This window comes from Streptomyces sp. NPDC007157, from assembly GCF_040634235.1.
GTDB lineage: Bacteria > Actinomycetota > Actinomycetes > Streptomycetales > Streptomycetaceae > Streptomyces.
Genome location: NZ_JBEYFE010000005.1, coordinates 210,928 through 232,961, shown reverse-complemented (window position 1 = coordinate 232,961; position 22,034 = coordinate 210,928). Strand labels below are relative to the sequence as shown.

Annotated in this window: 23 protein-coding genes, 1 tRNA gene and 1 pseudogene; 14 read left to right on the top strand and 11 right to left on the bottom strand. The window is 69.4% G+C overall.

Annotation, left to right across the window (positions count from 1 at the left end):
• Positions 1–31: 31 nt before the first annotated feature.
• Both ABZ642_RS11270 and ABZ642_RS11265 read left to right on the top strand, forming a co-directional pair.
• The gene (locus tag ABZ642_RS11270) at positions 32–235 is read left to right on the top strand and encodes a ferredoxin (protein ID WP_360480748.1); all 204 of its coding nucleotides are present in this window, start codon (positions 32–34) and stop codon (positions 233–235) included.
• A gap of 3 nt (positions 236–238) precedes the next feature.
• Entirely contained in the window at positions 239–1,255 is a 1,017-nt protein-coding gene (locus ABZ642_RS11265; RefSeq protein ID WP_360480745.1) for an FkbM family methyltransferase, read from the top strand.
• Positions 1,256–1,391: 136 nt separating this feature from the next.
• Here the strand turns inward: ABZ642_RS11265 and ABZ642_RS11260 are convergent, their stop codons facing one another.
• The 3 genes from ABZ642_RS11260 to ABZ642_RS11250 form a co-directional block, all read right to left on the bottom strand.
• Positions 1,392–2,159, bottom strand: coding sequence for a glycosyltransferase family 2 protein (locus ABZ642_RS11260; RefSeq protein ID WP_360480742.1), 768 nt, complete (start codon positions 2,157–2,159; stop codon positions 1,392–1,394).
• An 8-nt stretch (positions 2,160–2,167) separates the two neighbouring features.
• On the bottom strand, positions 2,168–2,956 hold the full coding sequence (locus ABZ642_RS11255) for a GntR family transcriptional regulator (RefSeq protein ID WP_360480739.1): 789 nt from the start codon (positions 2,954–2,956) through the stop codon (positions 2,168–2,170).
• 193 nt (positions 2,957–3,149) lie between these two features.
• Complete coding sequence (locus ABZ642_RS11250; protein WP_360480736.1) at positions 3,150–3,497, bottom strand: DUF6344 domain-containing protein; 348 nt, start codon at positions 3,495–3,497, stop codon at positions 3,150–3,152.
• Between the two features lie 362 nt (positions 3,498–3,859).
• On the opposite strand from ABZ642_RS11250, the gene ABZ642_RS11245 reads away from it, so the two are divergent.
• Both ABZ642_RS11245 and ABZ642_RS11240 read left to right on the top strand, forming a co-directional pair.
• Complete coding sequence (locus tag ABZ642_RS11245; RefSeq protein ID WP_003999697.1) at positions 3,860–3,988, top strand: DLW-39 family protein; 129 nt, start codon at positions 3,860–3,862, stop codon at positions 3,986–3,988.
• 190 nt (positions 3,989–4,178) lie between these two features.
• A complete protein-coding gene (locus tag ABZ642_RS11240) occupies positions 4,179–5,513 on the top strand; it encodes a hypothetical protein (protein WP_360480734.1) in 1,335 nt (444 codons plus the stop codon).
• Here the strand turns inward: ABZ642_RS11240 and ABZ642_RS11235 are convergent.
• Positions 5,477–7,381, bottom strand: coding sequence for a protein kinase (locus ABZ642_RS11235; protein ID WP_360480731.1), 1,905 nt, complete (start codon positions 7,379–7,381; stop codon positions 5,477–5,479). The genes ABZ642_RS11240 and ABZ642_RS11235 overlap by 37 nt on opposite strands.
• A gap of 154 nt (positions 7,382–7,535) precedes the next feature.
• Positions 7,536–8,084, bottom strand: coding sequence for a transcriptional regulator (locus ABZ642_RS11230; protein WP_046727633.1), 549 nt, complete (start codon positions 8,082–8,084; stop codon positions 7,536–7,538).
• A gap of 183 nt (positions 8,085–8,267) precedes the next feature.
• Between ABZ642_RS11230 and ABZ642_RS11225 the strand changes: the two genes are divergently transcribed.
• Positions 8,268–8,340 (top strand) — tRNA-Ala (locus ABZ642_RS11225).
• A gap of 310 nt (positions 8,341–8,650) precedes the next feature.
• Here ABZ642_RS11225 and ABZ642_RS11220 read toward each other — a convergent pair.
• Both ABZ642_RS11220 and ABZ642_RS11215 read right to left on the bottom strand, forming a co-directional pair.
• Complete coding sequence (locus ABZ642_RS11220; RefSeq protein ID WP_360480728.1) at positions 8,651–9,733, bottom strand: HAMP domain-containing sensor histidine kinase; 1,083 nt, start codon at positions 9,731–9,733, stop codon at positions 8,651–8,653.
• Positions 9,726–10,421 carry a response regulator transcription factor gene (locus ABZ642_RS11215; protein WP_360480725.1) on the bottom strand — a complete coding sequence of 232 codons (696 nt, stop codon included), beginning with the start codon at positions 10,419–10,421 and terminating at the stop codon, positions 9,726–9,728. Before ABZ642_RS11215 ends, ABZ642_RS11220 begins: the two co-directional genes overlap by 8 nt.
• 138 nt (positions 10,422–10,559) lie before the next feature.
• On the opposite strand from ABZ642_RS11215, the gene ABZ642_RS11210 reads away from it, so the two are divergent.
• Positions 10,560–11,720: an endonuclease/exonuclease/phosphatase family protein gene (locus ABZ642_RS11210; RefSeq protein WP_360480722.1), complete on the top strand. Its 1,161-nt coding sequence runs from the start codon at positions 10,560–10,562 to the stop codon at positions 11,718–11,720.
• Positions 11,721–11,888: 168 nt separating this feature from the next.
• Here ABZ642_RS11210 and ABZ642_RS11205 read toward each other — a convergent pair whose 3' ends face one another.
• Positions 11,889–12,584, bottom strand: coding sequence for a DUF5324 family protein (locus tag ABZ642_RS11205; protein ID WP_360480719.1), 696 nt, complete (start codon positions 12,582–12,584; stop codon positions 11,889–11,891).
• A gap of 344 nt (positions 12,585–12,928) precedes the next feature.
• Between ABZ642_RS11205 and ABZ642_RS11200 the strand changes: the two genes are divergently transcribed.
• Together ABZ642_RS11200 and ABZ642_RS11195 are read left to right on the top strand one after the other, a co-directional pair.
• On the top strand, positions 12,929–13,462 hold the full coding sequence (locus tag ABZ642_RS11200; RefSeq protein WP_360480716.1) for a peptidylprolyl isomerase: 534 nt from the start codon (positions 12,929–12,931) through the stop codon (positions 13,460–13,462).
• Positions 13,463–13,656: 194 nt separating this feature from the next.
• Positions 13,657–14,556: a rhomboid family intramembrane serine protease gene (locus ABZ642_RS11195; protein ID WP_360480713.1), complete on the top strand. Its 900-nt coding sequence runs from the start codon at positions 13,657–13,659 to the stop codon at positions 14,554–14,556.
• A gap of 298 nt (positions 14,557–14,854) precedes the next feature.
• Here ABZ642_RS11195 and crgA read toward each other — a convergent pair whose 3' ends face one another.
• Positions 14,855–15,109 carry a cell division protein CrgA gene (crgA, locus tag ABZ642_RS11190; RefSeq protein WP_046727637.1) on the bottom strand — a complete coding sequence of 85 codons (255 nt, stop codon included), beginning with the start codon at positions 15,107–15,109 and terminating at the stop codon, positions 14,855–14,857.
• A 152-nt stretch (positions 15,110–15,261) separates the two neighbouring features.
• On the opposite strand from crgA, the gene ABZ642_RS11185 reads away from it, so the two are divergent.
• The 6 genes from ABZ642_RS11185 to ABZ642_RS11160 are packed head-to-tail and all read left to right on the top strand — an operon-like array spanning position 15,262 to position 19,386.
• Positions 15,262–16,050 carry a DUF881 domain-containing protein gene (locus tag ABZ642_RS11185; RefSeq protein ID WP_360480710.1) on the top strand — a complete coding sequence of 263 codons (789 nt, stop codon included), beginning with the start codon at positions 15,262–15,264 and terminating at the stop codon, positions 16,048–16,050.
• Positions 16,051–16,077: 27 nt separating this feature from the next.
• Entirely contained in the window at positions 16,078–16,761 is a 684-nt protein-coding gene (locus ABZ642_RS11180; protein ID WP_360480707.1) for a class E sortase, read from the top strand.
• 52 nt (positions 16,762–16,813) lie between these two features.
• Positions 16,814–16,975 carry a hypothetical protein gene (locus ABZ642_RS11175; protein WP_360480704.1) on the top strand — a complete coding sequence of 54 codons (162 nt, stop codon included), beginning with the start codon at positions 16,814–16,816 and terminating at the stop codon, positions 16,973–16,975.
• Positions 16,972–17,610: an aminodeoxychorismate/anthranilate synthase component II gene (locus ABZ642_RS11170; RefSeq protein WP_360480701.1), complete on the top strand. Its 639-nt coding sequence runs from the start codon at positions 16,972–16,974 to the stop codon at positions 17,608–17,610. Before ABZ642_RS11175 ends, ABZ642_RS11170 begins: the two co-directional genes overlap by 4 nt.
• Positions 17,607–18,617, top strand: coding sequence for a class E sortase (locus tag ABZ642_RS11165; RefSeq protein ID WP_360480698.1), 1,011 nt, complete (start codon positions 17,607–17,609; stop codon positions 18,615–18,617). Before ABZ642_RS11170 ends, ABZ642_RS11165 begins: the two co-directional genes overlap by 4 nt.
• 19 nt (positions 18,618–18,636) lie before the next feature.
• Entirely contained in the window at positions 18,637–19,386 is a 750-nt protein-coding gene (locus ABZ642_RS11160) for a class E sortase (protein ID WP_360480696.1), read from the top strand.
• A 191-nt stretch (positions 19,387–19,577) separates the two neighbouring features.
• On the opposite strand, the pseudogene ABZ642_RS11155 reads toward ABZ642_RS11160, so the two are convergent.
• Both ABZ642_RS11155 and pknB read right to left on the bottom strand, forming a co-directional pair.
• A pseudogene (locus tag ABZ642_RS11155) lies at positions 19,578–19,904 on the bottom strand (restriction endonuclease); the annotation flags it as partial.
• Between the two features lie 55 nt (positions 19,905–19,959).
• A complete protein-coding gene (gene pknB, locus ABZ642_RS11150) occupies positions 19,960–21,936 on the bottom strand; it encodes a Stk1 family PASTA domain-containing Ser/Thr kinase (protein WP_360480694.1) in 1,977 nt (658 codons plus the stop codon).
• Positions 21,937–22,034: the final 98 nt, after the last annotated feature.

The following is a 22,034-nucleotide window of genomic DNA, read 5'->3' as shown; positions in this document are numbered from 1 at the left end:
GGCGGGGCGTCCGGTGGGCAGGGGACTTCCCATGAAGGTCTCCGTCGACGCCGATGTCTGTTATGGGTCGGGTGAGTGTGCCTTCCGGGCACCCGCCGTGTTCGGCTTCGAGGACGGGTACGGTTTCGTCCTGCCCGGACGGGAGGAGTCCGGGGACGACGAACTGATCCGGGACATCGCCGAGCGCTGCCCCTCCCAGGCGATCCGGATCAACGGCAAAAGGGTCACTGACTAGCGGATGAGCACCCCCGGCACGGAACCCACCGAATCCACCGAATCCGCCGAACTCAGCGGTCCCGCCGGTCCGGCCGGACTCGGCCGACTCGGCGGACCCACCGGACTCGGTGGACTCGCCGAACTCCTGGCCACCCTCGGCCGTGGCTACGTCCGTGACTTCCCGGGGCCCTGGGGCAAGACGCTCGCAGCCCGCGCGCTCAACCCCTACCTGCGCGACCACCCGCGCCGGCGGGTCGTCGAGACGCGCTCCGGCGCCCGGTTCGCGGTCGACACACAGGACCTCATCCAGCGCTACCTCTACCTCTTCGGGGTGTGGGAGCCGCACATGACCCACTGGCTGCGCGGCAGGCTGGCGCCGGGGGACTGCTTCGTCGACGTCGGCGCCAACATCGGCGTCTTCAGCGTCCTCGCCTCCCAACTGGTCGGGGAACAGGGCCGGGTGGTCGCCGTCGAGGCCTCCCCCGCCTTCCATCACCGCCTCGAACAGCAGAGCGCGCTCAACGGCTGCCGGAACATCCGGGCGGTCAACGCCGCCGTCTCCGACGCCCACCGCACCCTGACCTTCGTGCTCGCCAGCTCCCGCAACATGGGCGCCAACAGCATCGTTCCGTGGGACGGTCCGGCCGAGTCGAGCTTCGACATCGAGGCCGTGCCGCTGCCCGAGCTGCTGCGGCCGGAGGAGATCGAGACCGCGCGGGTCATCAAGATCGACGTGGAGGGCGCCGAGGGCGCGGTGGTGCGCGGGCTGGCGCCGCTGCTGGAGAAACTGCGCCCGGACGCCGAGATCACCGTCGAGGTCACCCCCGACCGCATGGCCCAGCTGGGCGACTCGGCGGACGACCTGCTGCGCACCATGACCGACGCCGGGTACCACGTCTACCGGCTCGCCAACAGCTACGCGGCCGACAGCTACCCCAGGGCGCTGTACGGCGACCCGGTGGCCCCGATCCGCTGGGACCGACCGCTGACCGAGGAGAGCGACCTGGTCTTCTCACGGATCGACGCGGCGACGCTCTAGCCGGGCAGGGGTCGCGCACGGGCGCCTTCCAGCCGGGGGCCGGACTCGTGTGCCTTCCGGCTGGAGGGCGTGCACGTGTGCCTTCCGGCTGGGGGCGCACATATACCTTCCCGTCGGCCGCCGGGCGCTGGTGTTCTCAGTCGGCCGCCGCCGTGGTCGGGTACCGCCAGTCGAACTCCGCCAGCGCCCGTGCCCGGGCCGCCACGACCGCCATCCTGGCCTGTCGTTCGGCCGGGTCGGTGTGCGCGGGCCGGCCGGTGACCTGGCCCGCCCACTTGCGGTAGAGCAGCCCGGCCTCCGCCGTGAACCAGCCCCGGCTCACCGCGTTCAGCGCGAGCAGCAGCCCGGTGTCCTCGGAGGCGGGCAGCGCCATCCAGCCGCCCAGGGCGAGCAGCAGCTCGCGACGGACGAACAGGCTCGCCGGGTGGACCTGGGCGAGGAAGCCGTTCGCCGTCCAGAAGTCGAGCACGGCTCCGCGCTCGATCGGCCCCTCCGCCGGGTCGCCGGGGAAGCCGGCCGTGGAGCCGTCGGGCAGCAGGTCGAGAACGCGTGAGGTGGCCCAGCCGACCGCCGGGTGGGCCTCGAGGACGGCCAGATCGCGGGCCAGCGCGCCCGGCGTGAGCTGGTCGTCGGCGTCGAGGATCTTGACGTACGGCCCCTCCGCCCGCGCCAGGGCGATGGTGCGGGCGACCCCGGGACCGCCGGTGCGGCCCTGCCGGAACGACACCCGGGCGTCGTCCGGGACGTACCGGCGGACCTCGTCGCCGTAGCCGTCCTCCTGGACCAGCCACTGCCACTCCCAGCCGTCCGGCAGCCACTGCTCGCACAGCGACTTGTACGCCTCCGGCAGAAAGCGGGCCGACGGCGCGTGGACCGCGGTGACGACGGTGACGCACCGGCTCACGGCGGCGCTCACCACCTTTCCAGGTGTGTGGTGAAGAGCAGTTCCGTGCGGTCGCCCGGAAGCGTGACGACGGAGATGTCCACGATGCGGTCGCGGATGTCGTACGACGTCTTGCGCAGCAGGATCACCGAGGTACCGGCCGGCAGGTCCAGCTCCCGGGCCTCCTCCGGCGTCGGCGGCCGGGCGGTGAAGCGTTCCTGGACACGGGCGACCTCGATGCCGACGGTGTGCAGCTGGTTCTGGGTGCCGCCCGGCCAGGGCTCCCTGGTCTCGTCCAGGAGCGCCGGGTTCGCCGCGATCATGTCCCGGACGAGATAGGAGCTCACCAGGCTGAAGGGCGCGGTCTCGGCCGAGTACCGGGTCCGGTAGGTGCGTTCCAGGAGGACCGTGCCCTCGGGCACCCCGAACGCGTCGGCGAGGTCGCTGGGCGCGATCAGCTCGCGGTACCGGGCGAAGAAGACCAGGTCGTCGAGGACCAGGCCGGTCTCGTGCTCGGTCGCGCCGGTCGCGGCCCGGGTGGCCTCCGGCATCCTGGCGCGGTCCTTCTCCCACTGGTGCCGGGTGTTGTCACGGATCGCCCGGGTGCGGGGCCTGCGCACGAAGGTGCCGCTGCCGTGCCGCTTGTCGATCAGACCCTCCGCGCTCAGCAGCCGCAGCGCGTTCTGGATCGTGGGTACGCTCCGGCCGTAGTGCCGGGCCAGCTCCGCCTCGGAGGGCAGCCGCGCACCGGGCTTGAGCTCGCCGTTCCTGATGGAGCGGCGGAGGTCGTCGGCGATCTCCTCGTATGCCTTGGGCACGGCTTCAGCCTACGACTCCTTAAGAGGAGTTGAAGAGTCGAGTGCCCCGCCGACGCGGCCGGACATGTTCCGACCGGGGCCGGACATGCGAAGACCCGCGGCCGGGTCCCGGTCGCGGGTCTGTGTCGCAGTAGGCGCTGGTACGTACGCAAGTCGCCCTTGCGCCGTTGCGTCTGAGCCGTCTAGGTAAGGATCAGCAGTCGAGGTTCGCCGCGGGGGGTTCGGCCGGGTCGTCCGACTCCGTCGTGTCCAGGGGCCGCTGGCGGCAGCCGGGGGTCTTTCCGTGGGCCTCGGCCCGGATGCGCTGCTTCATCGTGGGGGGCAGGGACCGGGCTTGGGCCCAGAGCCAGTGGGTCTGTGCCGGGATCATCACCCGGCCGGCCGGGCTGTGGTCGTCGCCGCTGCTGTTGTTGCGCGGGGTCTCGGTCTGCGGTACCGCGGCGGCGGGGGTGGCGGAGACGAGTCCGAGCGCCGTGCACAGCGCGAGGAAGGCGGTGACGATGGCGGTCCACAACTTCATGACCTTGGCGTTCCGAGCCATGGCCCCTCACTTTCGGGTTGGGCGATTTGCGTACTTTCCTCATGATGTGTATGGGGATCGCGAAGTGGGGGACGTCAACCTGTGGCGCGGCGATGTTCCGATGAACACCACCCGGACGGACGCAAGAGGGCCGAAAAATCAGAAGAAAGGCCTTCAAAGGCGGGCGAGAGGGAGCAAAGTAACCGTCCGTGGAGGTGTGATCACCCTCCGATCAGAACGGCCCGGCCTCGCGCAACGCGACGTGCAACACCTTGTGGCGAGCCGGAGTTGGGGCCGGATGCCAGGTCACCGATCGATATCGGTCGGTGTGTATAGTCGGGCGCCAGAGGTCCCCTACGTCAAGGAAGAGACGAGGTCGCGCGGTGAAGAAGCTTCTCCTGGTCGCACTGGCCGCCATCGGCGGGCTCCTCGTGTACCGCCAGATCCAGGCGGATCGCGCCGAGCAGGATCTGTGGACGGAGGCGACTGACTCCGTGCCCACGGGTTCGTGAGTACCGACAACGAACGACACTGAGACCCCGACCGCCTCGCGGTCGGGGTTTTGCGTTGTCAGGGGGCCCTGGGGTGCGAGAGGGGCGTTTCAGACGGTCATACGAATTGCCGGGTGGCGCGGGGGCGTGCACGGCAGTATGGGGCCGGTCCGGGACTTCGACGGCTGACGAGCGACGGCTGGGGGCGCGCGTGATACGGCGGTGGCGTACGGCGGCGGGACGGCGGGGCATCGGCAGGACGGCCGCCCTCGCACTGGCAGCCCTGCTGACGGCACTGCTGCCGACCATGCTGACGGCCTCTCCGGTTGCGGCGGACGACGGCAGGGGCTACGCCTTCGTTCCGGACGCCCGCACGATCAGCGGAGCGACGGGTACCGCGGCCGCCGTACCGCTGGAGCCCGGCACGACCTACCGCAGCACCCTGCCGGAGAAGGGCAAGCTGTACTTCCGTCTGGAACTCGCGGCCGGCACCACGGCCTACGTCCCGGTCACCGCCGTCCCACCGGCCGACGCCACCGTCTCCGCGAGCGACGGCATCGGGGTCTCGATCGAGGACGCCAACGGTGTCTCCTGCGGCTACGACGGCGCCCGCTTCGGCGCAGGACTCAGCCCCCGGCCGGTCACGGCGCTGGGACGGCGGGACACGGGCAAGGCGCTCTGCCAGGACGCGGGCACCTACTACGTGATCGTCGAGCGGCTCGCGTCCGGCTCACGGACCACGACCCCGGGCAGCTGGGACCTGGAGATCGCCCCCGTCACCGAACCGGGCCTGGCCAGGGCCGGCGCCACCACCGCCCCGGGGACCTGGAACTCCGCCTCTCCCGAGCCGCTCACCGACGACCCCCGCCGCCGCACCGCGGGCGCCGGCTTCGCCACGGCCCGCACCCTGGACACGGGCGTCTGGCAGACCGGCATCAGCCCGGGCCAGACCCTCTACTACGCGGTCCCGGTCGACTGGGGACAGCAATTGCACGCCACCGTCGAACTGGGCAGCACCAGTGGCGACACCCACGGCTACGTAAACGCCGCGCTCAACCTCTCCCTCTACAACCCGGTCCGCGGCTACGTCGACGACCTCTCCCTCGGCTACGACGGCACCCAGAAGGCGTCCTCCCTCGCCCCCCTGCCACCCGTGGCCTACGCCAACCGGTACGCCGTCTCCGGCGAGGAGAACTCCGTCCGCTTCGCCGGCGCCTACTACCTCGTCGTCCACCTCACCGGGCAGACGGCGGACACGTTCGGGCAGGGGCCGTACGACGTGACACTCCGGGTCCGCGTCGACGGCACCCCGAACTCCGGTCCCGACTACGCCGGTTCACCCGTCCCGAAGGGTGTCTTCGACCCGCCGTCGGTCCAGGGCGGCGGCCTGGTGGCCGGGGCCGGCGACCACGATACGACGGCGATGCGGGTGCTCGCGGCCGGCGGAATCGGCACCGGCACGGCCCTGCTCCTGGTCCTGGGCGTGTGGACGCTGACCGCGCGCCGCGCTCAGATCCGGGTCAACGCCCAGAAACCCACGGCGTAACAGGCCAGCGCCAGCAGCAGGATGGGCACGGCGGCCTTCGCGGGCGGCCCGGGCCGACGCACCCGCCGCCGACGCCGGCCGTGGGTACGCACCGACAACTGCGAGAGCTGCGACGCCGGCTGCGGGTCGCGGGCGGTGTAGGTGGCCGTGTCGGTGGTGTCGGTGGTGTCGCTGTGCGGCCGGGCCGGGGGGAGAGGTTGCGCGATGGGTCGCGCGGGGGGCCAGGGGGTGTGGGGCTGCGGGACGGAGGAGGCCGGGAGCTGTTGCGGCTGCGGCTCCGGTCGTGGCTGTGGTTCGGATTCCGTCCGTGGCCGCGGGTGCGGGCCTGGCAACGGGTCCGGGCCTGGCCGCGATTGCGGCTGCTGGTGGGCGGCGTACGGCGGGTACGGCGGGGTGGGCTGGGGCGGCTCCGCGTATGGGGCGGGGGGTACCGGCGCCTGGGGCGGTGGGAGCCGGAAGCTGCCGGTGTCGGACATGTCGGCCGGGGCCGAGGGGGAGTTGGTGGGACCGGTGGAGGTGGCCGGGGGCGCGTCCGCGCCTTCTGCCCGGGCTCCGGCTGCCGAGCCGGGGTCCGTGCCGGGGTCCGTGCGGCTCGGCGTGCCCGATGCGGCCTCCGGTGCCTTGTCGGATGCAGCCTCCGGTGCCCTGTCGGATGCGGGCACCGGTGCCGTGCTGGATGCGGTCGCCGTGCCGAAGGCAGCCTCCGGTGCCGTGCCGTATGCGGTGTCCGGGGTCGGGTCGTAATCCGTCGGGGCGGCCGCCTCTGGCGCCCTCCCCTTTTCCGCTGTCGTGTCCGACCCGGAGCTCGTTCCGGTCACCGCGGTCGGATCCGCGGCGGCCCCCGCAGCCGCGGCCGTACCAGGGGCAGCCCCCGAACCCGCGGCCGCCTCCGTCGTACTCCCGGCGGCCCGCGCCCCCGTCCTCGCCGTCCCTGTCGCACCCGTCGTGCCCGTCGTGCCCCGTGTCGTGTCGACCCCCGACGCCATCCGCAGGGGGCCCTCGGGCCCGAACCCCGGCGGGAGTGGGCCAAGTTGGTCGAAGATCTCGATCAACTCGTCGTCGATGCCCGGCTCCGGGAGGAGCTCCATGGCCTGGGCGAGGGCCTTGCGGGCGCCGGTGGCCGTGCGGAAACGGGACTGGGGGTTGGGCTGGAGGAGGGTGGCGACGACCTGCCAGAGGGGGTCGGGGATGCCCTTGGGCGCTCCAGGCGTGCCGTGTTCGGCGAAGTGCTGGACGAGCGCCTTGGCGTCGGGCTTGGCGCCTTCCAGAAGGAACAGGGCGACCAGGCCGACGGCGAACAGGTCGGCCGCGAAGTCGGGCTCGGCGCCCAGTAGTTGCTCGGGGGCGATGTAACCCGGCGTGCCGACCACGAGGTTGGTCTCGGTCAGCCGGGCCTCGCCGAACCGCATGGCGATGCCGAAGTCGGAGAGACGCAGGCGCGGGCGGGCGGTGCCGCTGGCCTCCAGCAGGATGTTCGCGGGCTTGATGTCCCGGTGGACCACGCCCTCGGCGTGCACCGCGGCGAGGCCGGAGAGGAGTTGGTCGAGGAGGGTGCAGACGAAGGCGGGGGGCAGGGGACCGTAGTCCCCCACAAGGTGGACCAGCGAGCCGCCGGCGACCAGGTCCATCGTGAACAGGACCTTGTCGTCGTCGGCGGCCCAGCTGGCCGGAGCCAGGACATGGGGGTGGTCGATGCGCAGCGCCTGCTCCCGCACGAAGCGCAACAGCGCGTGGGCGTCGCTCTGCTGGAGCACCTTGGCGGCTACATAGCGCTTGCGCCGGTGGTCCCAGGCGCGCCACACGGCGCCCACGCCGCCATGACCGATCGGGTCGGCCAGTTCGTACCGGCCTGCGAAGACCTCACCCATGACTGCCCGTAGCCCTCCCCCTCTGGTCCCCCCTGCCCCACACCCCCGTTGCCTTCCCCCGGATGAGCGATACGACCCCTCTCGCGTGACCCCCTCGGCCAGGGCCGGGCCCCGCCCGGTTCACCGGACCCCCTCCGGTGTACCGGGCCGTGGCTCAGCTCTGGTGCGACTGGTAGTGCGTGACCGCGTCCGAGGTGCGGCCGGCGCCGTAGACCCGGAGGAACTCCGCAAGCTCCGGATGGGTCGGAGCCAGCGTGTCCGCCGCGTCGATGATGTCACCGGCGGCGGCCACCGAGCGCAGCAGCGACTGGATCTCGCGGACCACCCGCTTGACCGTGGGCGCACCCGAACCGCTCGTCGTCTGCGTGGTGTTGCTGAGCACCGAGCCCCCCTGGGACTTCTTGATCTCGTCCATCCGCTCGGTCGCCTCGGCCGCGCTCACGCTGCCGTCCGCGACCTGCGCCGCCAGGTCCTGGAGCAGCTGCACCCGCTGGACCACGGCCGGGTTGCCGATCTTCGCCCGCTGTCCGCTCATCAACTGCGACAGCATGGGCGCGGACAGTCCGAGGACCGCCGCGAGACGTGCCTGGTTGAGCCCCAGGTCGTCGATGAGCTTACGGAAGAGCGCCCCCAACGGCTCTCCGTACCAGTTCCGCTGCAGCTCCCGCGCTCTGGCGGTGGCTTCCTGCTGTGCGGCGTCCATTGCGTCTCCCCATCGCTTCCCCAAAAAATCCACGGTTCGCTACAGCGAACCCCGTCGAGCATCTTACGGAGCGTGGTCATCCGGGGGGACCCCCAATCTATTTGTGAGGTACGGGGGGTGACCCGGTACTCTGGTCTGCGGCACCGACCAGCGGACCTTTCGCTGGGCGGCGGCTTCCCGTACGGGGCCTTAGCTCAGTTGGTAGAGCGCCGTCTTTGCATGGCGGATGTCAGGGGTTCGACTCCCCTAGGCTCCACACCGTGAGACCCCTCTGAACTGCGTAAACGCGGTCGGAGGGGCCTTTTTTGTCCCGGTTTCCCGTCACGGTCCCGGTGGGGAGTGCGCGCCGGGGGTGAGGTCTCGGAGGGCGACGCCTGGACGAAGATCCACGCGCACCGTACGTGCCGTGACGTTAACTTTCCGTGAAAGTCCCTTGCGCTCTCGCTGTGCCTCCTGGTCGAGCGCTGGAGGCCGGAGCGCACCGCCTCGTCGACGTTGGACCACCCAATCCCGACGAATAGTGCTTTTTCTGGCGCGGGCGGCCGAGTTCGATATTCCCTGGCTCGCTATCCGTCGGTGTTCGGGGATATCGCGGGGAGTTCGACAGTGATGCGGATTCCGCCGGCGGCGCGCGGGGTGAGGCTGAGTGTCCCGTCGTGTGCGCGGGTGATGGTCTTGACGATGGCCAGGCCGAGGCCGACGCCCGCGTGGTCGGTGCGTACGCGTTCGGTGCCGCGCTGGAACGGTTCGGTAAGCGTCGAGGCCAGCTGCGGGGTGATGTGTTGGCCGGTGTTCTCGACGCTGAGCACCACGGTCCTGGGGCGGACGGCGGTACTGACCCACACGGTGCCCTGTGCGGGCAGGTTGTGGACGATCGCGTTGTGCACGAGGTTCGTGGTCAGCTGCAGCAGAAGCGCCGGTGAACCGACCGCGGGGGTGATGTCGCCGGAGGTCTCGATGGCGACGCCGTGCTTTTCCGCGAGGGGGAGGAGTGTTTCGGTGGCTTCTTCCGCCATGAGGGACAGATCGACGTGTTCCCGGGTGAAGGACCGTTGGCCGGCGCGGCTGAGCAGCAGCAGTGCCTCGGTGAGGTCGATCGCTCTGGTGTTGACGGTGTTGAGGCGGCCGATGATTTCGCCGGAGTCGTGGTGCGGATCGCTGCGGGCCACGTCGAGAAGCGCCTTCGACACGGCGAGCGGGGTGCGCAGTTCGTGAGAGGCGTTGGCCGCGAACCTCTGCTGTTCTGCGACGTGCGCCTCGAGCCGCTCGAGCATCGTGTCGAAGGTGTCGGCGAGTTCGCGGAACTCGTCCATGCGGCCCGGCAACCGGATCCGGTGCGAGAGCGATCCGTCCGTGGCCAGACGGGTGGCGTCCGTGATGCGGGTCAGGGGGGCGAGCATCCGGCCGGCCAGGATCCACCCTCCCAGGAGGCCGAACACGAGCAGGAACGTCAGTACGGCGACGGCCGTCGGGGCGAAGGTGCGCACGACGGCCAGGCGGTAGTCGGGCTCGATGATCAGCCCGGGGTGGGGCACACGGTTCAGGAACACCCACACCGCCGCCAGCAGCAGGGCGCCGGCCAGCATGACGAATCCCGCGTAGCTGAGGGTGAGTTTGAGGCGGACGCTCGGACCGGAGGCCCTAGCCACGGCCTCCTCCCGCGTGCCCGGCCTCCGGCTGGGTGTCGATGCGGTAGCCGACGCCCGGCACGGTGGCGATGACCCAGGGTTCGCCAAGACGCTTGCGCAGCGCCGAGACGGTGATGCGCACGGCGTTGGTGAACGGGTCGGCGTTCTGGTCCCAGGCGCGTTCCAGGAGTTCCTCGGCGCTGACGAGACCGCCCTCGGCAGCGACGAGGACTTCGAGCACCGCGAACTGCTTCCTGGTCAGCGCGACGTAGCGGCCGTCCCGGTAGACCTCTCTGCGGAACGGGTCCAGGCGCAGACCCGCGATGTCCCGCACGGGAGGCCTGTGGTGGGCGCGCCTGCGGTCGAGTGCCCTGAGCCTGAGCGCGAGTTCCTGGAGTTCGAACGGTTTCGTGAGGTAGTCGTCGGCACCGAGTTCGAAACCGGAGGCCTTGTCGTCGAGCCGGTCGGCCGCGGTGAGCATCAGGATCGGCATGCCGCTGCCGGAGGCGACGATGAGTTCGGCGATCTCGTCGCCGGAAGGCCCGGGGATGTCGCGGTCGAGGACGGCGATGTCGTAGGCGTTGACGCCCAGCAGTACCAGAGCGGTGTCGCCGTCACCCGCGATGTCAGCCGCGATCGCCTCCAGGCGCAGGCCGTCGCGGATGGCCTCCGCCAGATAGGGCTCGTCCTCGACGATCAACACACGCATGTCATTGATGCTATGAGTCGGCACATATCGTCCGTGTATCGAAAACGGCATACGCGTCGGCAACACCGCACCACCTTGACTGGTGGCGGCACGACGTCAGGAACGGCCGGCTTTCGCCGCAGTGATCGAGGACAGACGATGACGCAGATGGACACGGCGAACACGGCGGACACGGCGAACACGGCGGACGCGGCGAACACGGCGGCCGTGACGGGTGCAGCGGACGTGGTGAATACCGCGGGGAGCGGGCAGGACGGCTCCGGCCGCCGGAGCACCGGCGCCTGGACCTGGCTCGCGCGCATCCGCCGGGGCATCCACCGCGGGGCCCGGCCCGGGCCCTGGAAGCGTGGCCCGGTGCTCGTGGCGCTGGCGCTGCTGCTCGGCCTGCTCATGCTGGGGCACGCCGAGATCCCGAACCGGATCGGCAACCTCGGCAGCCTGGTGGAGAGCCTCCTGCCGTGGTTCGGCCTCTTCGTCCCGGTGCTGCTGGCCGGGGCGCTGTGGCGCCGCTCCGCCTCCGCGGTGGTCGCGCTGCTGCTGCCGGTCGTGGTGTGGCTGAACCTCTTCGGCGGGCTGCTCGGCGACAAGTCCCACCCGGGCGGCGACCTCACCGTGGCCAGCCACAACGTCGACGCCGACAACCCCGACCCGGCCGGCACCGCCCGCGCCCTGGCCGCCTCCGGCGTGGACGTGCTGGCCCTGGAGGAGCTGACCCAGCAGGCCACGGGCACGTACGAGAAGGTACTGGCGAAGACGTACCCGTACCACGCCGTGCGGGGCACGGTCGGGCTGTGGAGCAGGCTGCCGCTGTCGGACACCCGGACGGTCGACGTCAAGACGGACCAGGGCCCGCTGGCGGACACCATCCCGGCCGACGTCAAGATGGCGTACAACCGGGCGCTGCGCACCACGGTGGCCACCGACCACGGGCCGCTGGCGGTGTACGTGGCCCACCTGGGGTCCGTACGGGTGCTTCCCAGGACGGGCTTCTGGACGGCGCAGCGGGACGCCGGCGCGCAGGCCCTCGCCCAGGCAGTCGCCGCCGAGCGGAACGAGCGCGTGGTGCTGCTCGGCGATCTGAACGGCACCATGGACGACCGCGCCTTCGCCGACCTCACCGACCAGGTGCGCTCGGCCCAGGACGTGGCCGGCGACGGCTTCGGGTTCAGCTGGCCGGCGAAGTTCCCGGTGGCACGGATCGACCAGATCCTCGTCCGCGGTGTGCGGCCGCGGAGCTCGTGGGTGCTGCCGGCCACCGGCAGCGACCACCTGCCGGTGGCGGCCGGAATCAGCTGGTGAACACACTTGCCACAGACACCTCGCGAGGCGCCCGCCCGGTACGTCCGGAACATGTCGACGGCGTATCGAAAACCGCAGAAAACCGCATACCTGCCGACAACACCGCGCCGGCGAACCCCCCTGATCCGTGTGGGTCAAGGGGGCGCTGGTTTCACGTGAAACGCCGGCTCAGCGGTTCTTGTCGTCCCGGGACGTCTGCTCCTCCGCCTCCTTGGCCTGGACCTCGGGGTCCAGGGGAGAACTGCCGTCCACCGAACTGAGACGGCCCGAATCCGGGACCTCCGTGGCAGCGGGCGGCTCTACCAGCCAGTCCGGGTTGGCCTGCTTGTCCCACCACTTCCACGCGGCGAAGGCCGCACCGGCCAGCACGCCGAACACGGCGAACGCCTTGAACGCACGGCCGCGCGACGAACGCCGCTCGTTCCTGCGCGCGAGCTTCTCGATCTCCTCGGCCGAGACATTGCCCCGCAGCGCGGCCAGCGCGGCGGCACCCCGCGCCGTGGCCTCGTCACGGACCGGGCCGGCCGCCGCCACGGCCTGCTCGAACCTCGGACGTGAGTAGTCGGCGGCCTGCCGGGCCGCCTTACGGGTCAGATCAGCGGCATCGTGCGCCGCCTGATCCACCAACGGTGGCACGTGCGTCCGCGCCTGCTCCAGACGCGGCACGAGACGGGCGTCGTACTGGACGCGGGCCTGTTCAGCGGCCTGCGACACCACGGGCGCGAGCCGTACGCGTGCCTCCTGCGCGTAGTACGCGGCACGCTCCTTGGCCGTGTCGGCGTAGGGCGCCACCACTTCCGCGGCGTGCCGCACGCTGTCCTTCGCCGAGCTGGTCGCGGTGCGCACGCTCTCTTTGCGGGTCACGGGTTTCCTCCTCCTCGGTGGCGTACGGTAATTCGACTTTCCACCCTTTTAGGGATCATGCCTGCCGACGAGCCGGGCGGCGCGCGAGGACGGGCATACGGGTGCAACCAGAGCTAAGAGGGGCTTGTCGACGACAATGCCACGGATCGGCGCCCAGCGCTCCCGCCCGGGACGGCTCAAAGGGGATCGGGGGGACCCCGCCGGGTTTCCGCAAGCGATTCGTGAGGATCTGAGCAGGGACGCGCCAGGCGGGCCACCGGGCCGCCGTACCGTGCGAGGATCGTGAGGGCGAACCCATCACCGGGTTGCACCCGAGCACCCGAGAGCACAACGGAAGGCGGACCGTGGCCGAGCAGCTCTACGCCACCTTGAAGACCAGCCTTGGCGACATCGAGGTCCGGCTCTTCCCGAACCACGCGCCGAAGACGGTCAAGAACTTCGTCGAACTGGCGCAGGGCGAGCGTGAGTGGACCCACCCGGCCACCGGCACGGTCTCCACCGACCCGCTGTACGACGGCACGATCTTCCACCGGGTGATCGGCGGATTCATGATCCAGGGCGGCGACCCGGTCGGCACCGGCATCGGCGGCCCCGGCTACAAGTTCGAGGACGAGTTCCACCCCGACCTCCGCTTCGACCGCCCCTACCTGCTGGCCATGGCCAATGCCGGCCCCCGCACCAACGGCTCGCAGTTCTTCATCACGGTCAACCCCGCGCCCCATCTCAACCGCAAGCACACCATCTTCGGCGAGGTCGTCGACGCGGACAGCCAGAAGATCGTGGACAAGATCGCCTCCGTCACCGTCAGCGGGCCGAACAAACGTCCCGAGAACGACGTCGTCGTCGAGACGGTCGTCGTCGAGAAGCGCGAGAGCTGATCCGCCAGAAGACGGCGCCCAGAAAAAGGCGCCCAGAAACAGGCGCCCGGCAGGAAACACCCAGCAGGAAACAGTCAGCAGGAAACGCCCAGAAGGAAGCGCCCGAAAGGAAGCATCCGGAGGGAACCAAACGCCCCGCTCGTCCGTAAGGATGTGCGGGGCGGAGTATTGCCCACGACGAGCGAGGGGACCCCATGGAGGACCAGGCGACAGGCAGCGCGCGCGACGCCCACAGCCTGCCCATGTGCTACCGGCACCCGGATCGGGAGACAGGCGTGCGCTGCACCCGCTGCGACCGCCCCATCTGCCCCGAGTGCATGGTCAGCGCCTCCGTGGGCTTCCAGTGCCCCGAGTGCGTACGCGGCACCACCGCCGGCCAGAGCGGCCCGCCCCCGGCCGACACCCGTCCGCGCACCATCGCCGGCGGCACCGTCACTGCCGACCCCCGGCTGCTCACCAAGATCCTGATCGGCGTCAACATCGCCGTCTTCCTGGTCCAGCTCTCCGTCGGGGACAGCTTCACCAACCGCTTCGAGCTGATCGGCCAGGCCTGGTTCCCCCAGTACGGCGACATCGAAGGCGTCGCACAGGGCCAGTACTACCGGCTGCTGACCGCGATGTTCCTGCACGACAGCTCGAACCCCATGCACATCGCGTTCAACATGCTCAGCCTGTGGTGGATCGGCGGCCCCCTGGAGGCCGCCCTCGGACGCGCGCGGTACATCACGCTGTACTTCGTCTCCGGCCTGGCCGGCAGCGCCTTCACCTACCTGCTGGCCGCCCAGAACCAGCCCTCGCTCGGCGCCTCCGGGGCGATCTTCGGCCTCTTCGGCGCGACCGCGGTGCTCATCCGCCGGCTCAACTACGACATGCGGCCGATCATCGCCCTACTGGTGATCAACCTCATCTTCACCTTCAGCGGCGGTATCGCCTGGCAGGCCCATATCGGCGGCCTGGTCGCCGGTGTCGTCACCGGGTACGCGATGGTGCACGCCCCGCGCGAGCGGCGGAACCTCGTCCAGTACGGCACCTGTGCACTGGTCCTGGTGGTGGCGCTCGTCCTGACGGTCGTCAGGACCGCCCAGCTCACCTGACCGGACTCCCCGCACGCCCGGTTCACCCGTTCACGGCGGCTCGCCGCACCGATACCGAACCGTTGTCCACAGTCGGTGGCCGATCTTGTGCATAGCGTTCCCGCACAACTGCGCCCCCTGTCACTCACCTGCGTTCGAGCAGGTCAGGCAGGGGGCGAACAGTCTTGCGGCGGGCGTTGTGGTAGTCGTACCGGCGTCAACGCCCGATGGGTTATCCACAGATCGTCGTCTTTTCCCCAGGAGGGTGTGGACAGTACGTCAGGCCTGTGGATAACTCAGCGAACAGCGCTGGGCAGAGCTACTTCCACTGCGTGGAGACGCCGAAGCCGGCGGCGATGAAGCCGAAGCCCACGACGATGTTCCAGTTGTCGAGGCTGTCGATGGGCAGTGAACCGTCGGTCACGTAGAAGACGACGATCCAGGCCAGTCCGATGAGGAACATGGCCAGCATCACCGGCGCGACCCAGGCACGGCTGTTCAGTTTGATGGCGGTCGCCTGCTTCGCCGGGGGCGGCGTGTAGTCGGCCTTCTTGCGGATACGTGACTTCGGCACGAGGGTCTCTCCTGTCGATGCGCTGCGTGGCCGCGCAGGTAACTGGGTCGGGCTCGGGGCAGCGTACAAGGGGACAGTAAGGGCGCACTGACCGCTCCCCCGGGCGTCCGTTAGCGTAGTGCTTCCGCGGCGCCGAAGGAGATAAGGGTACGTTGAGCAATTCTGCCGACTCCAACGCCACCGGATCAACGGGTACGGACCCGGCACGCAAGGGTGGCTTCCGGCCGGTTCGGATTCTCACCGTCGCGGTCTTCGCCCTGGCCGGTCTTCTCTTCTTCACCAGCTTCAACACGGCCAAGGGCACCGACATCCGCTCGGACGACAATCTGCTGAAGCTGTCCGACCTGATCCAGGAGCACAGCCGCAAGAACAAGGATCTGGACGAGTCCAACGCGAGCATGCGCGACGAGAACGAGAAGCTCGCCAAGCGCGACGACGGCTCCAGCAAGGCCGAGGACGACCAGCTCACCGGCCTGGAGAAGGACGCGGGGACCCAGAAGCTCACCGGCAAGGCGATTTCCGTCACGCTGAACGACGCCCCTCCGAACGCCACGGCCAAGCTCCCCGGCTATCCCGAGCCGCAGCCCGACTACCTGGTCATCCACCAGCAGGACCTGCAGGCCGTGGTGAACGCCCTGTGGCAGGGCGGCGCCCAGGGCATCAAGGTGATGGACCAGCGGCTGATCTCCACCAGCGCGGTGCGGTGTGTGGGCAACACCCTGATCCTCCAGGGCCGGGTGTACTCACCGCCGTACAAGATCCAGGCGGTGGGGGATCCGGCGAAGATGCAGCAGGCGCTCGCGGACTCCGAGGCGATCCAGAACTACATGGTGTACGTCAACGTGTACGGCCTCGGCTGGAAAGTCACCGAGGACGGGACGGTGACTCTGCCGGGCTACTCGGGCACAGTGGATCTGCACTACGCGAAGCCTGTGGGGTAAGCAGCCCGTCGTCTTCTGGAGCCGCCGGTGCGCGTGATCGTCAGGACCGTCAGCGAGCTCTGCATCACCGTCGGCACGCTCATAGTCCTCTTCGTCGTGTATGTGCTGTTCTGGACCGGTGTGAAGGCCGACAGCGTCATGCATGACCAGATCGACCAGTTGCAGCGCCAGTGGTCGGACAGTGCCACGGTGCACCCCACGGCCACGGCGACCGCCGCCCCCGCCGCGCCGGCCGCGTACCACTACGGCAAGCCCTTCGCGATCATGTACATCCCCCGGTTCGGTTTCACGTGGAACAAACCGCTCCTGGAAGGCACCGGCCCCGATGTGCTGAAGAAGGGCCTCGCCCACTACGCCCGTACCGCCCGGCTGGGCCAGGAGGGCAACTTCGCGGTCGCCGGCCATCGGCGCACGTACGGCGACCCGTTCCTGGACTTCCCGAAGCTGCGCAGGGGTGACGCGATCGTGCTGACGGACGGTACGAGCTGGTTCACGTATCGGATCGACAAAGGCCCTTACAAAACAGTTCCGACGGACGTTGAAGTGATCGACCCTGTGCCACGTAAGTCGGGGTATACGCGTCCAGGCCGCTATCTCACGCTGACCACGTGCGATCCGGAATGGGGGCACAGTCATCGGCTGATCGTCTGGGCGCATCTGGACTCCACACAGCCTGTGGAGGCAGGCAAACCCAAGGCGCTGCGCCGTTAGTCTGGTGCAGTACGGCGGGATTTTGGTGCCGTGGTGGAACGGAAGGGACGGCATGTACGGCTGGATCTGGCGGCATCTGCCGGGCAACGCGTGGGTGAGGGCGTTGATCTCATTCGTGCTGGTCCTGGCCGTGATCTACGTCCTCTTCCAGTACGTCTTCCCCTGGGCCGAACCGCTGCTGCCCTTCAACGATGTGACGGTGGACAACCAGTGAGCGCGCGGATTCTCGTCGTCGACAACTACGACAGCTTCGTCTTCAACCTGGTCCAGTACCTGTACCAGCTGGGCGCCGAGTGCGAGGTGCTGCGCAACGACGAGGTGTCGACGGCGCACGCCCAGGACGGCTTCGACGGCGTCCTGCTGTCGCCGGGTCCCGGCACGCCGGAGGAGGCGGGCGTCTGCGTGGAGATGGTCCGTCACTGCGCGGCCACCGGCGTCCCGGTCTTCGGCGTCTGCCTCGGCATGCAGTCGATGCAGGTGGCGTACGGCGGTGTGGTGGACCGGGCGCCGGAGCTGCTGCATGGCAAGACCTCGCTGGTGGAGCACGAGGGCAAGGGGGTCTTCGCTGGGCTGCCGACCCCGTTCACCGCGACCCGCTACCACTCCCTCGCCGCCGAGCCGGCCACCGTGCCGGCCGAGCTGGAGGTCACGGCCCGTACCCACGACGGGATCATCATGGGCCTCAGGCACCGTGAACTCCCGGTCGAGGGTGTGCAGTTCCATCCGGAGTCGGTGCTGACCGAGCACGGGCACCGGATGCTGGCCAACTGGCTGGTGGAATGCGGTGACCAGGGGGCCGTGGCGAGGTCGGTGGGGCTCGCCCCGGTGGTGGGCAGGGCCACGGCGTGACCGCGCTGCGCCCCGAGCGCGAGACCGATACCTCGTACGGGGGTCAGTCGTACGGGGGATCCGGTGCGCTCGGGGACACGGCGTATCTTCCGCCGATGGACGACGAGACCGTGGCGCTGAGGATCCCCGATCCGCCGCCCATATCGGCGTCTGCGGGCACGGCAGCATCATCTGCCCCTGGACTCCCAGGGGGTGGCCGAGCGGCCCGCAGAAAGGCAGCCAAGCGGCGTGGTGGCCGTCATGGCGGCGCATCGGAGACCGCGCCGGCGGAGCGCAGCCCGTCGGGACGGCCGCTCTCCCGGGTCGAGGCCCGTCGGCAGGCGCGGTTGCGCAAGCCGAGTCCGGCGGTCATGGCGAGCCGGGCGATAGGCGAGATGTTCATCACCACCGGCGTGCTGATGCTGCTCTTCGTCACCTACCAGCTGTGGTGGACCAACGTCCGGGCCCATGCGCAGGCGGGCAGTGAGACCAGCAGCCTGCAGAAGGACTGGGCGAGCGGCAAGCGTGCGCCCGGTGTCTTCGCGCCGGGGCAGGGCTTCGCCATCCTGCACATCCCCAAGCTGGACGTGGTGGCGCCGATCGCCGAGGGCGTCAGCAACAAGAAGGTCCTCGACAAGGGCATGGTCGGGCACTACGGCGAGGGTGTGCTGAAGACCGCGATGCCGCAGGACAAGACCGGCAACTTCGGCCTCGCCGCGCACCGCAACACGCATGGTGAGCCGTTCCGGTACATCAACAGGCTGGCGGCCGGTGACGCGGTCGTGGTCGAGACGCAGGACGAGTATTTCGTGTACAAGGTGACGTCGATGCTGCCGGTGACGTCGCCGAGCAACGTGAGTGTGCTGGACCCGGTCCCGAAGGGTTCGGGCTTCACCGAGCCGGGCCGGTACATCACCCTGACCACCTGCACGCCGGAGTTCACCAGCAAGTACCGGTTGATCGTGTGGGGCAAGATGGTCGAGGAACGCCCGCGCAGCAAGGGCAAGCCAGACGCGCTCGTCGAGTAAGGGCAGAGGCAGAGGAACAGTGGCAGCGACCGCCGACGACACCGAAGAGCAGACCGACGCGCCGGACGGGGCGCCCGTGCCGGGCCGCCGGCCGATCGGCCCGATCGCGATGGCGGTCAGTGTCTTCGGTGAACTCCTCATCACGGCGGGCCTGGTGCTCGGCCTGTTCGTCGTCTACTCGCTGTGGTGGACGAACGTCGTCGCCGACCGCAAGGCCGACCGGGAGGGCGACAAGGTCCGTGACACCTGGGCCCAGCAGGACACCGGCCCGGGCGCGCTGAACACGAAGAACGGCATCGGGTTCCTGCATGTGCCGTCCATGAAGAACGGCGAGGTGCTGGTCGAGAAGGGCACGTCGACGGACGTCCTGAACGACGGGGTCGCCGGCTACTACACGGACCCGGCCAAGGCCATGCTCCCCACCACCGGCAAGACCGGCAACTTCACCCTCGCCGCCCACCGGGACGGTCACGGCGCCAAGTTCCACAACATCGACAAGGTGAAGGTCGGCGACCCGGTCGTCTTCGAGACGCGGGACGACTGGTACGTCTACAAGGTCTACGACATCCTCCCGGAGACCTCGAAGTACAACGTCAAGGTCCTCTCCCAGGTCCCCAAGGAGTCCGGCAAGACCAAGCCGGGCCACTACATCACCCTGACGACGTGCACCCCGGTGTACACGAGCCGGTACCGGTACGTGGTGTGGGGCGAGTTGGTGCGTGTGCAGAAGGTGGACAGCGAGCGGACACCACCGAAGGAACTGGGCTGACCGAGCTCCTTGCAGAAGCTCGGTCACCTGGCATGGCGAAGGCCCGAAGCCGCAACCGACACTTGCGACTTAGGGCCTCTGTATGCCCCGTCCCGGTTACTCCAGAACCCTGAGCGGTTCCCCGGCACTCCAGTCCTCCAGCGCCCCGCGGTGTACGGCGGTGATCCCGGCTTCGGCGGCGATGCTCAGCGCATGGGGACGACGGTCTTGCCGAGGATGTGGGCGATGCGCTGGTCGATGCGGTCGTCCAGGGCCTGGTGGTCGGTCGGGACCGGGTTTTCCACAGGCTGTGTCCGGGCCAGGCACTCCATGTCGAGGAGGTACACACGCACCTGACGTGCGACTTCGCTGTCACGGAGGAGCATGGCGACATTGAGGACGGCTCGGCGGGAGAAGAGTGCGAGGGACGCGGTACGGGACTGAATCCCACTGAGTTGCTTGAAGTCACTCAGTTCTGGACCCGTCAGGACCCGATAGCCGTTCGCTTCCAACTCCGCGCGGTGATCATGCACCAGAGCCCCGGCGTCCTTCCGGGAGGAGGGGCGCCGGGGCTCTGTTGACCGGGGGCGGGGGTCAGCCGTCGGTACCGCCGAAGAAGTTGGTACCGCCGTTGTTGTTCCCGCCGTTGTTGTTGCCGCCCACCGTGGTGAGGGTGATCGTCGTGTTGGCCGGGTCGCCCTCGGGGGTGTTGGGCTGCGGGTCCTCGCCGGTGACGATCGCGTTGTCGCTGGAGTCACCGTTGAACTGGATTTTCGTGAAGCCGGCCGCCTGCAGGGTCTGCTTGGCCTGGCTCACGGTCTGGCCCCGCACCTCCGGCACGGCCGTCTGCTGCTGGGCCTTGCCGATCTGGATGTTCACCACGGAGTTCTTCTTGACCTGCTGACCCTTTTCCGGGTCGGTCGAGACGACCTTGTCGACCAGGTTGGGGTCGGCGGTGTCCACCTGGGTGCAGTTGCCGACCAGGTTGTTGGCCGTCATCTGCGCCTTGGCCTCGTCGCAGGACTTGCCGGTGACGTCAGGGACCGTCGACTTCGCCTCGGCCTTGGCGACCTCGAGGGTGATGATCGAGCCCTTTTCCTTCTCGGTGCCCGGGTCGGGGTTCTGGCTCAGGACCGTGCCCTCGTCCTGGGTGGACACCGTCTTGGTGACCTTGACCCTGAAGCCCTTGTTCTCCAGCTGTGTGGTGGCGTCATCGATGTTCTTGCCGATCACGTTGTCCACCGCGACCTTCGGCGCGCCCGTGGACACCACCAAGCTGATCGTGTCGCCCTTGTTGACGTTCGAGCCGAGGGCCGGGTCCTGGGAGCAGACCTTGCCCTTGGGCTGGTCCGCGCAGGGCTTCTTGGTGGGGTCCCCCAGTTTCAGGCCGGAGTTGTCGGCCATCTTCTGCGCGTCCGAGTAGGTGGAGCCGATGAAGTTCGGGACGGCGAACGGCTTGTCCGCGCCGTTGCCGCTGACCACCCATTTCCCGATCAGGATGGAGCCGACCAGCACCAGGATGCCGGCGACCACCAGCAGGATCGTGGAGGTGTTGCTCTTCTTCTGCTGGCGGCGGCGGTCCGGGCGTTCGTCGTAGCCGTAGCCGCCGTCGTCCGGGTTCATCGGCGGCAGCATCGTCGTGGCGCCGGCGTCGGAGCGCAGGGCCGTCGTCTGCTGGTCGTCCGGGTAGCCGTAGCCCACCGAACCCATCGCCGCGGTGGCGGCGACCGGCTGGCCGTCGAGGCACGCCTCGATGTCGGCGCGCATCTCGTCGGCCGACTGGTAGCGGTAGTTCGGGTCCTTGACCAGGGCCTTCAGGACGATGGCGTCCATCTCGGGTGTGATCTCGGGGTCGAACACCGACGGGGGCTGCGGTTCCTCACGGACGTGCTGGTAGGCGACGGCCACCGGGCTGTCGCCCACGAACGGCGGTCGTACCGTCAGCAGCTCGTAGAGCAGGCAACCCGTCGAGTAGAGGTCCGAGCGGGCGTCGACCTGCTCGCCCTTCGCCTGCTCGGGGGAGAGGTACTGGGCGGTGCCGATGACCGCGGCCGTCTGGGTCATGGTCATGCCGGAGTCGCCCATGGCGCGGGCGATGCCGAAGTCCATGACCTTGACCTGGCCGTTGCGCGTGAGCATGACGTTGGCCGGCTTGATGTCACGGTGGACGATGCCGCTGCGGTGCGCGTACTCCAGGCCCTGGAGGATGCCGATGGTCATTTCCATCGCGCGCTCGGGCAGCAGCTTGCGTCCGGAGTGCAGCAGCTCACGGAGCGTCGAGCCGTCCACGTACTCCATGACGATGTACGGGATCGAGACCCCGTCGATGTAGTCCTCGCCCGTGTCGTAGACCGCGACGATCGCGGGATGGTTGAGCGAGGCGGCCGACTGGGCCTCCCGGCGGAACCGGGCCTGGAAGGACGGATCGCGCGCGAGGTCCGCGCGCAGCGTCTTCACCGCCACCGTGCGGCCGAGCCGGGTGTCATGGGCGAGGTAGACCTCCGCCATGCCACCGCGACCGAGCACGTGGCCCAGCTCGTACCGGCCGCCGAGGCGACGCGGCTCTTCCATAGTTCCCTACCAGCCCTCTCCGTCGGTCCCGACCGGCACGGGTGTGCGGTCGGAGGCTGCCATCCGGGCCTACCGTACCCGGCTGTGTTTGTGTGACC

What these genes read in the sequence shown, in the direction of transcription:
- ABZ642_RS11195 (WP_360480713.1), top strand. Translation starts at nt 13,657, where the DNA reads ATGGAGGACCAGGCGACAGGCAGCGCGCGCGACGCCCACAGCCTGCCC.
- ABZ642_RS11270 (WP_360480748.1), top strand. Translation starts at nt 32, where the DNA reads ATGAAGGTCTCCGTCGACGCCGATGTCTGTTATGGGTCGGGTGAGTGT.
- ABZ642_RS11215 (WP_360480725.1), bottom strand. Translation starts at nt 10,421, where the DNA reads ATGCGTGTGTTGATCGTCGAGGACGAGCCCTATCTGGCGGAGGCCATC.
- ABZ642_RS11210 (WP_360480722.1), top strand. Translation starts at nt 10,560, where the DNA reads ATGACGCAGATGGACACGGCGAACACGGCGGACACGGCGAACACGGCG.
- ABZ642_RS11175 (WP_360480704.1), top strand. Translation starts at nt 16,814, where the DNA reads ATGTACGGCTGGATCTGGCGGCATCTGCCGGGCAACGCGTGGGTGAGG.
- ABZ642_RS11235 (WP_360480731.1), bottom strand. Translation starts at nt 7,381, where the DNA reads ATGGGTGAGGTCTTCGCAGGCCGGTACGAACTGGCCGACCCGATCGGT.
- pknB (WP_360480694.1), bottom strand. Translation starts at nt 21,936, where the DNA reads ATGGAAGAGCCGCGTCGCCTCGGCGGCCGGTACGAGCTGGGCCACGTG.
- ABZ642_RS11265 (WP_360480745.1), top strand. Translation starts at nt 239, where the DNA reads ATGAGCACCCCCGGCACGGAACCCACCGAATCCACCGAATCCGCCGAA.
- ABZ642_RS11250 (WP_360480736.1), bottom strand. Translation starts at nt 3,497, where the DNA reads ATGGCTCGGAACGCCAAGGTCATGAAGTTGTGGACCGCCATCGTCACC.
- ABZ642_RS11230 (WP_046727633.1), bottom strand. Translation starts at nt 8,084, where the DNA reads ATGGACGCCGCACAGCAGGAAGCCACCGCCAGAGCGCGGGAGCTGCAG.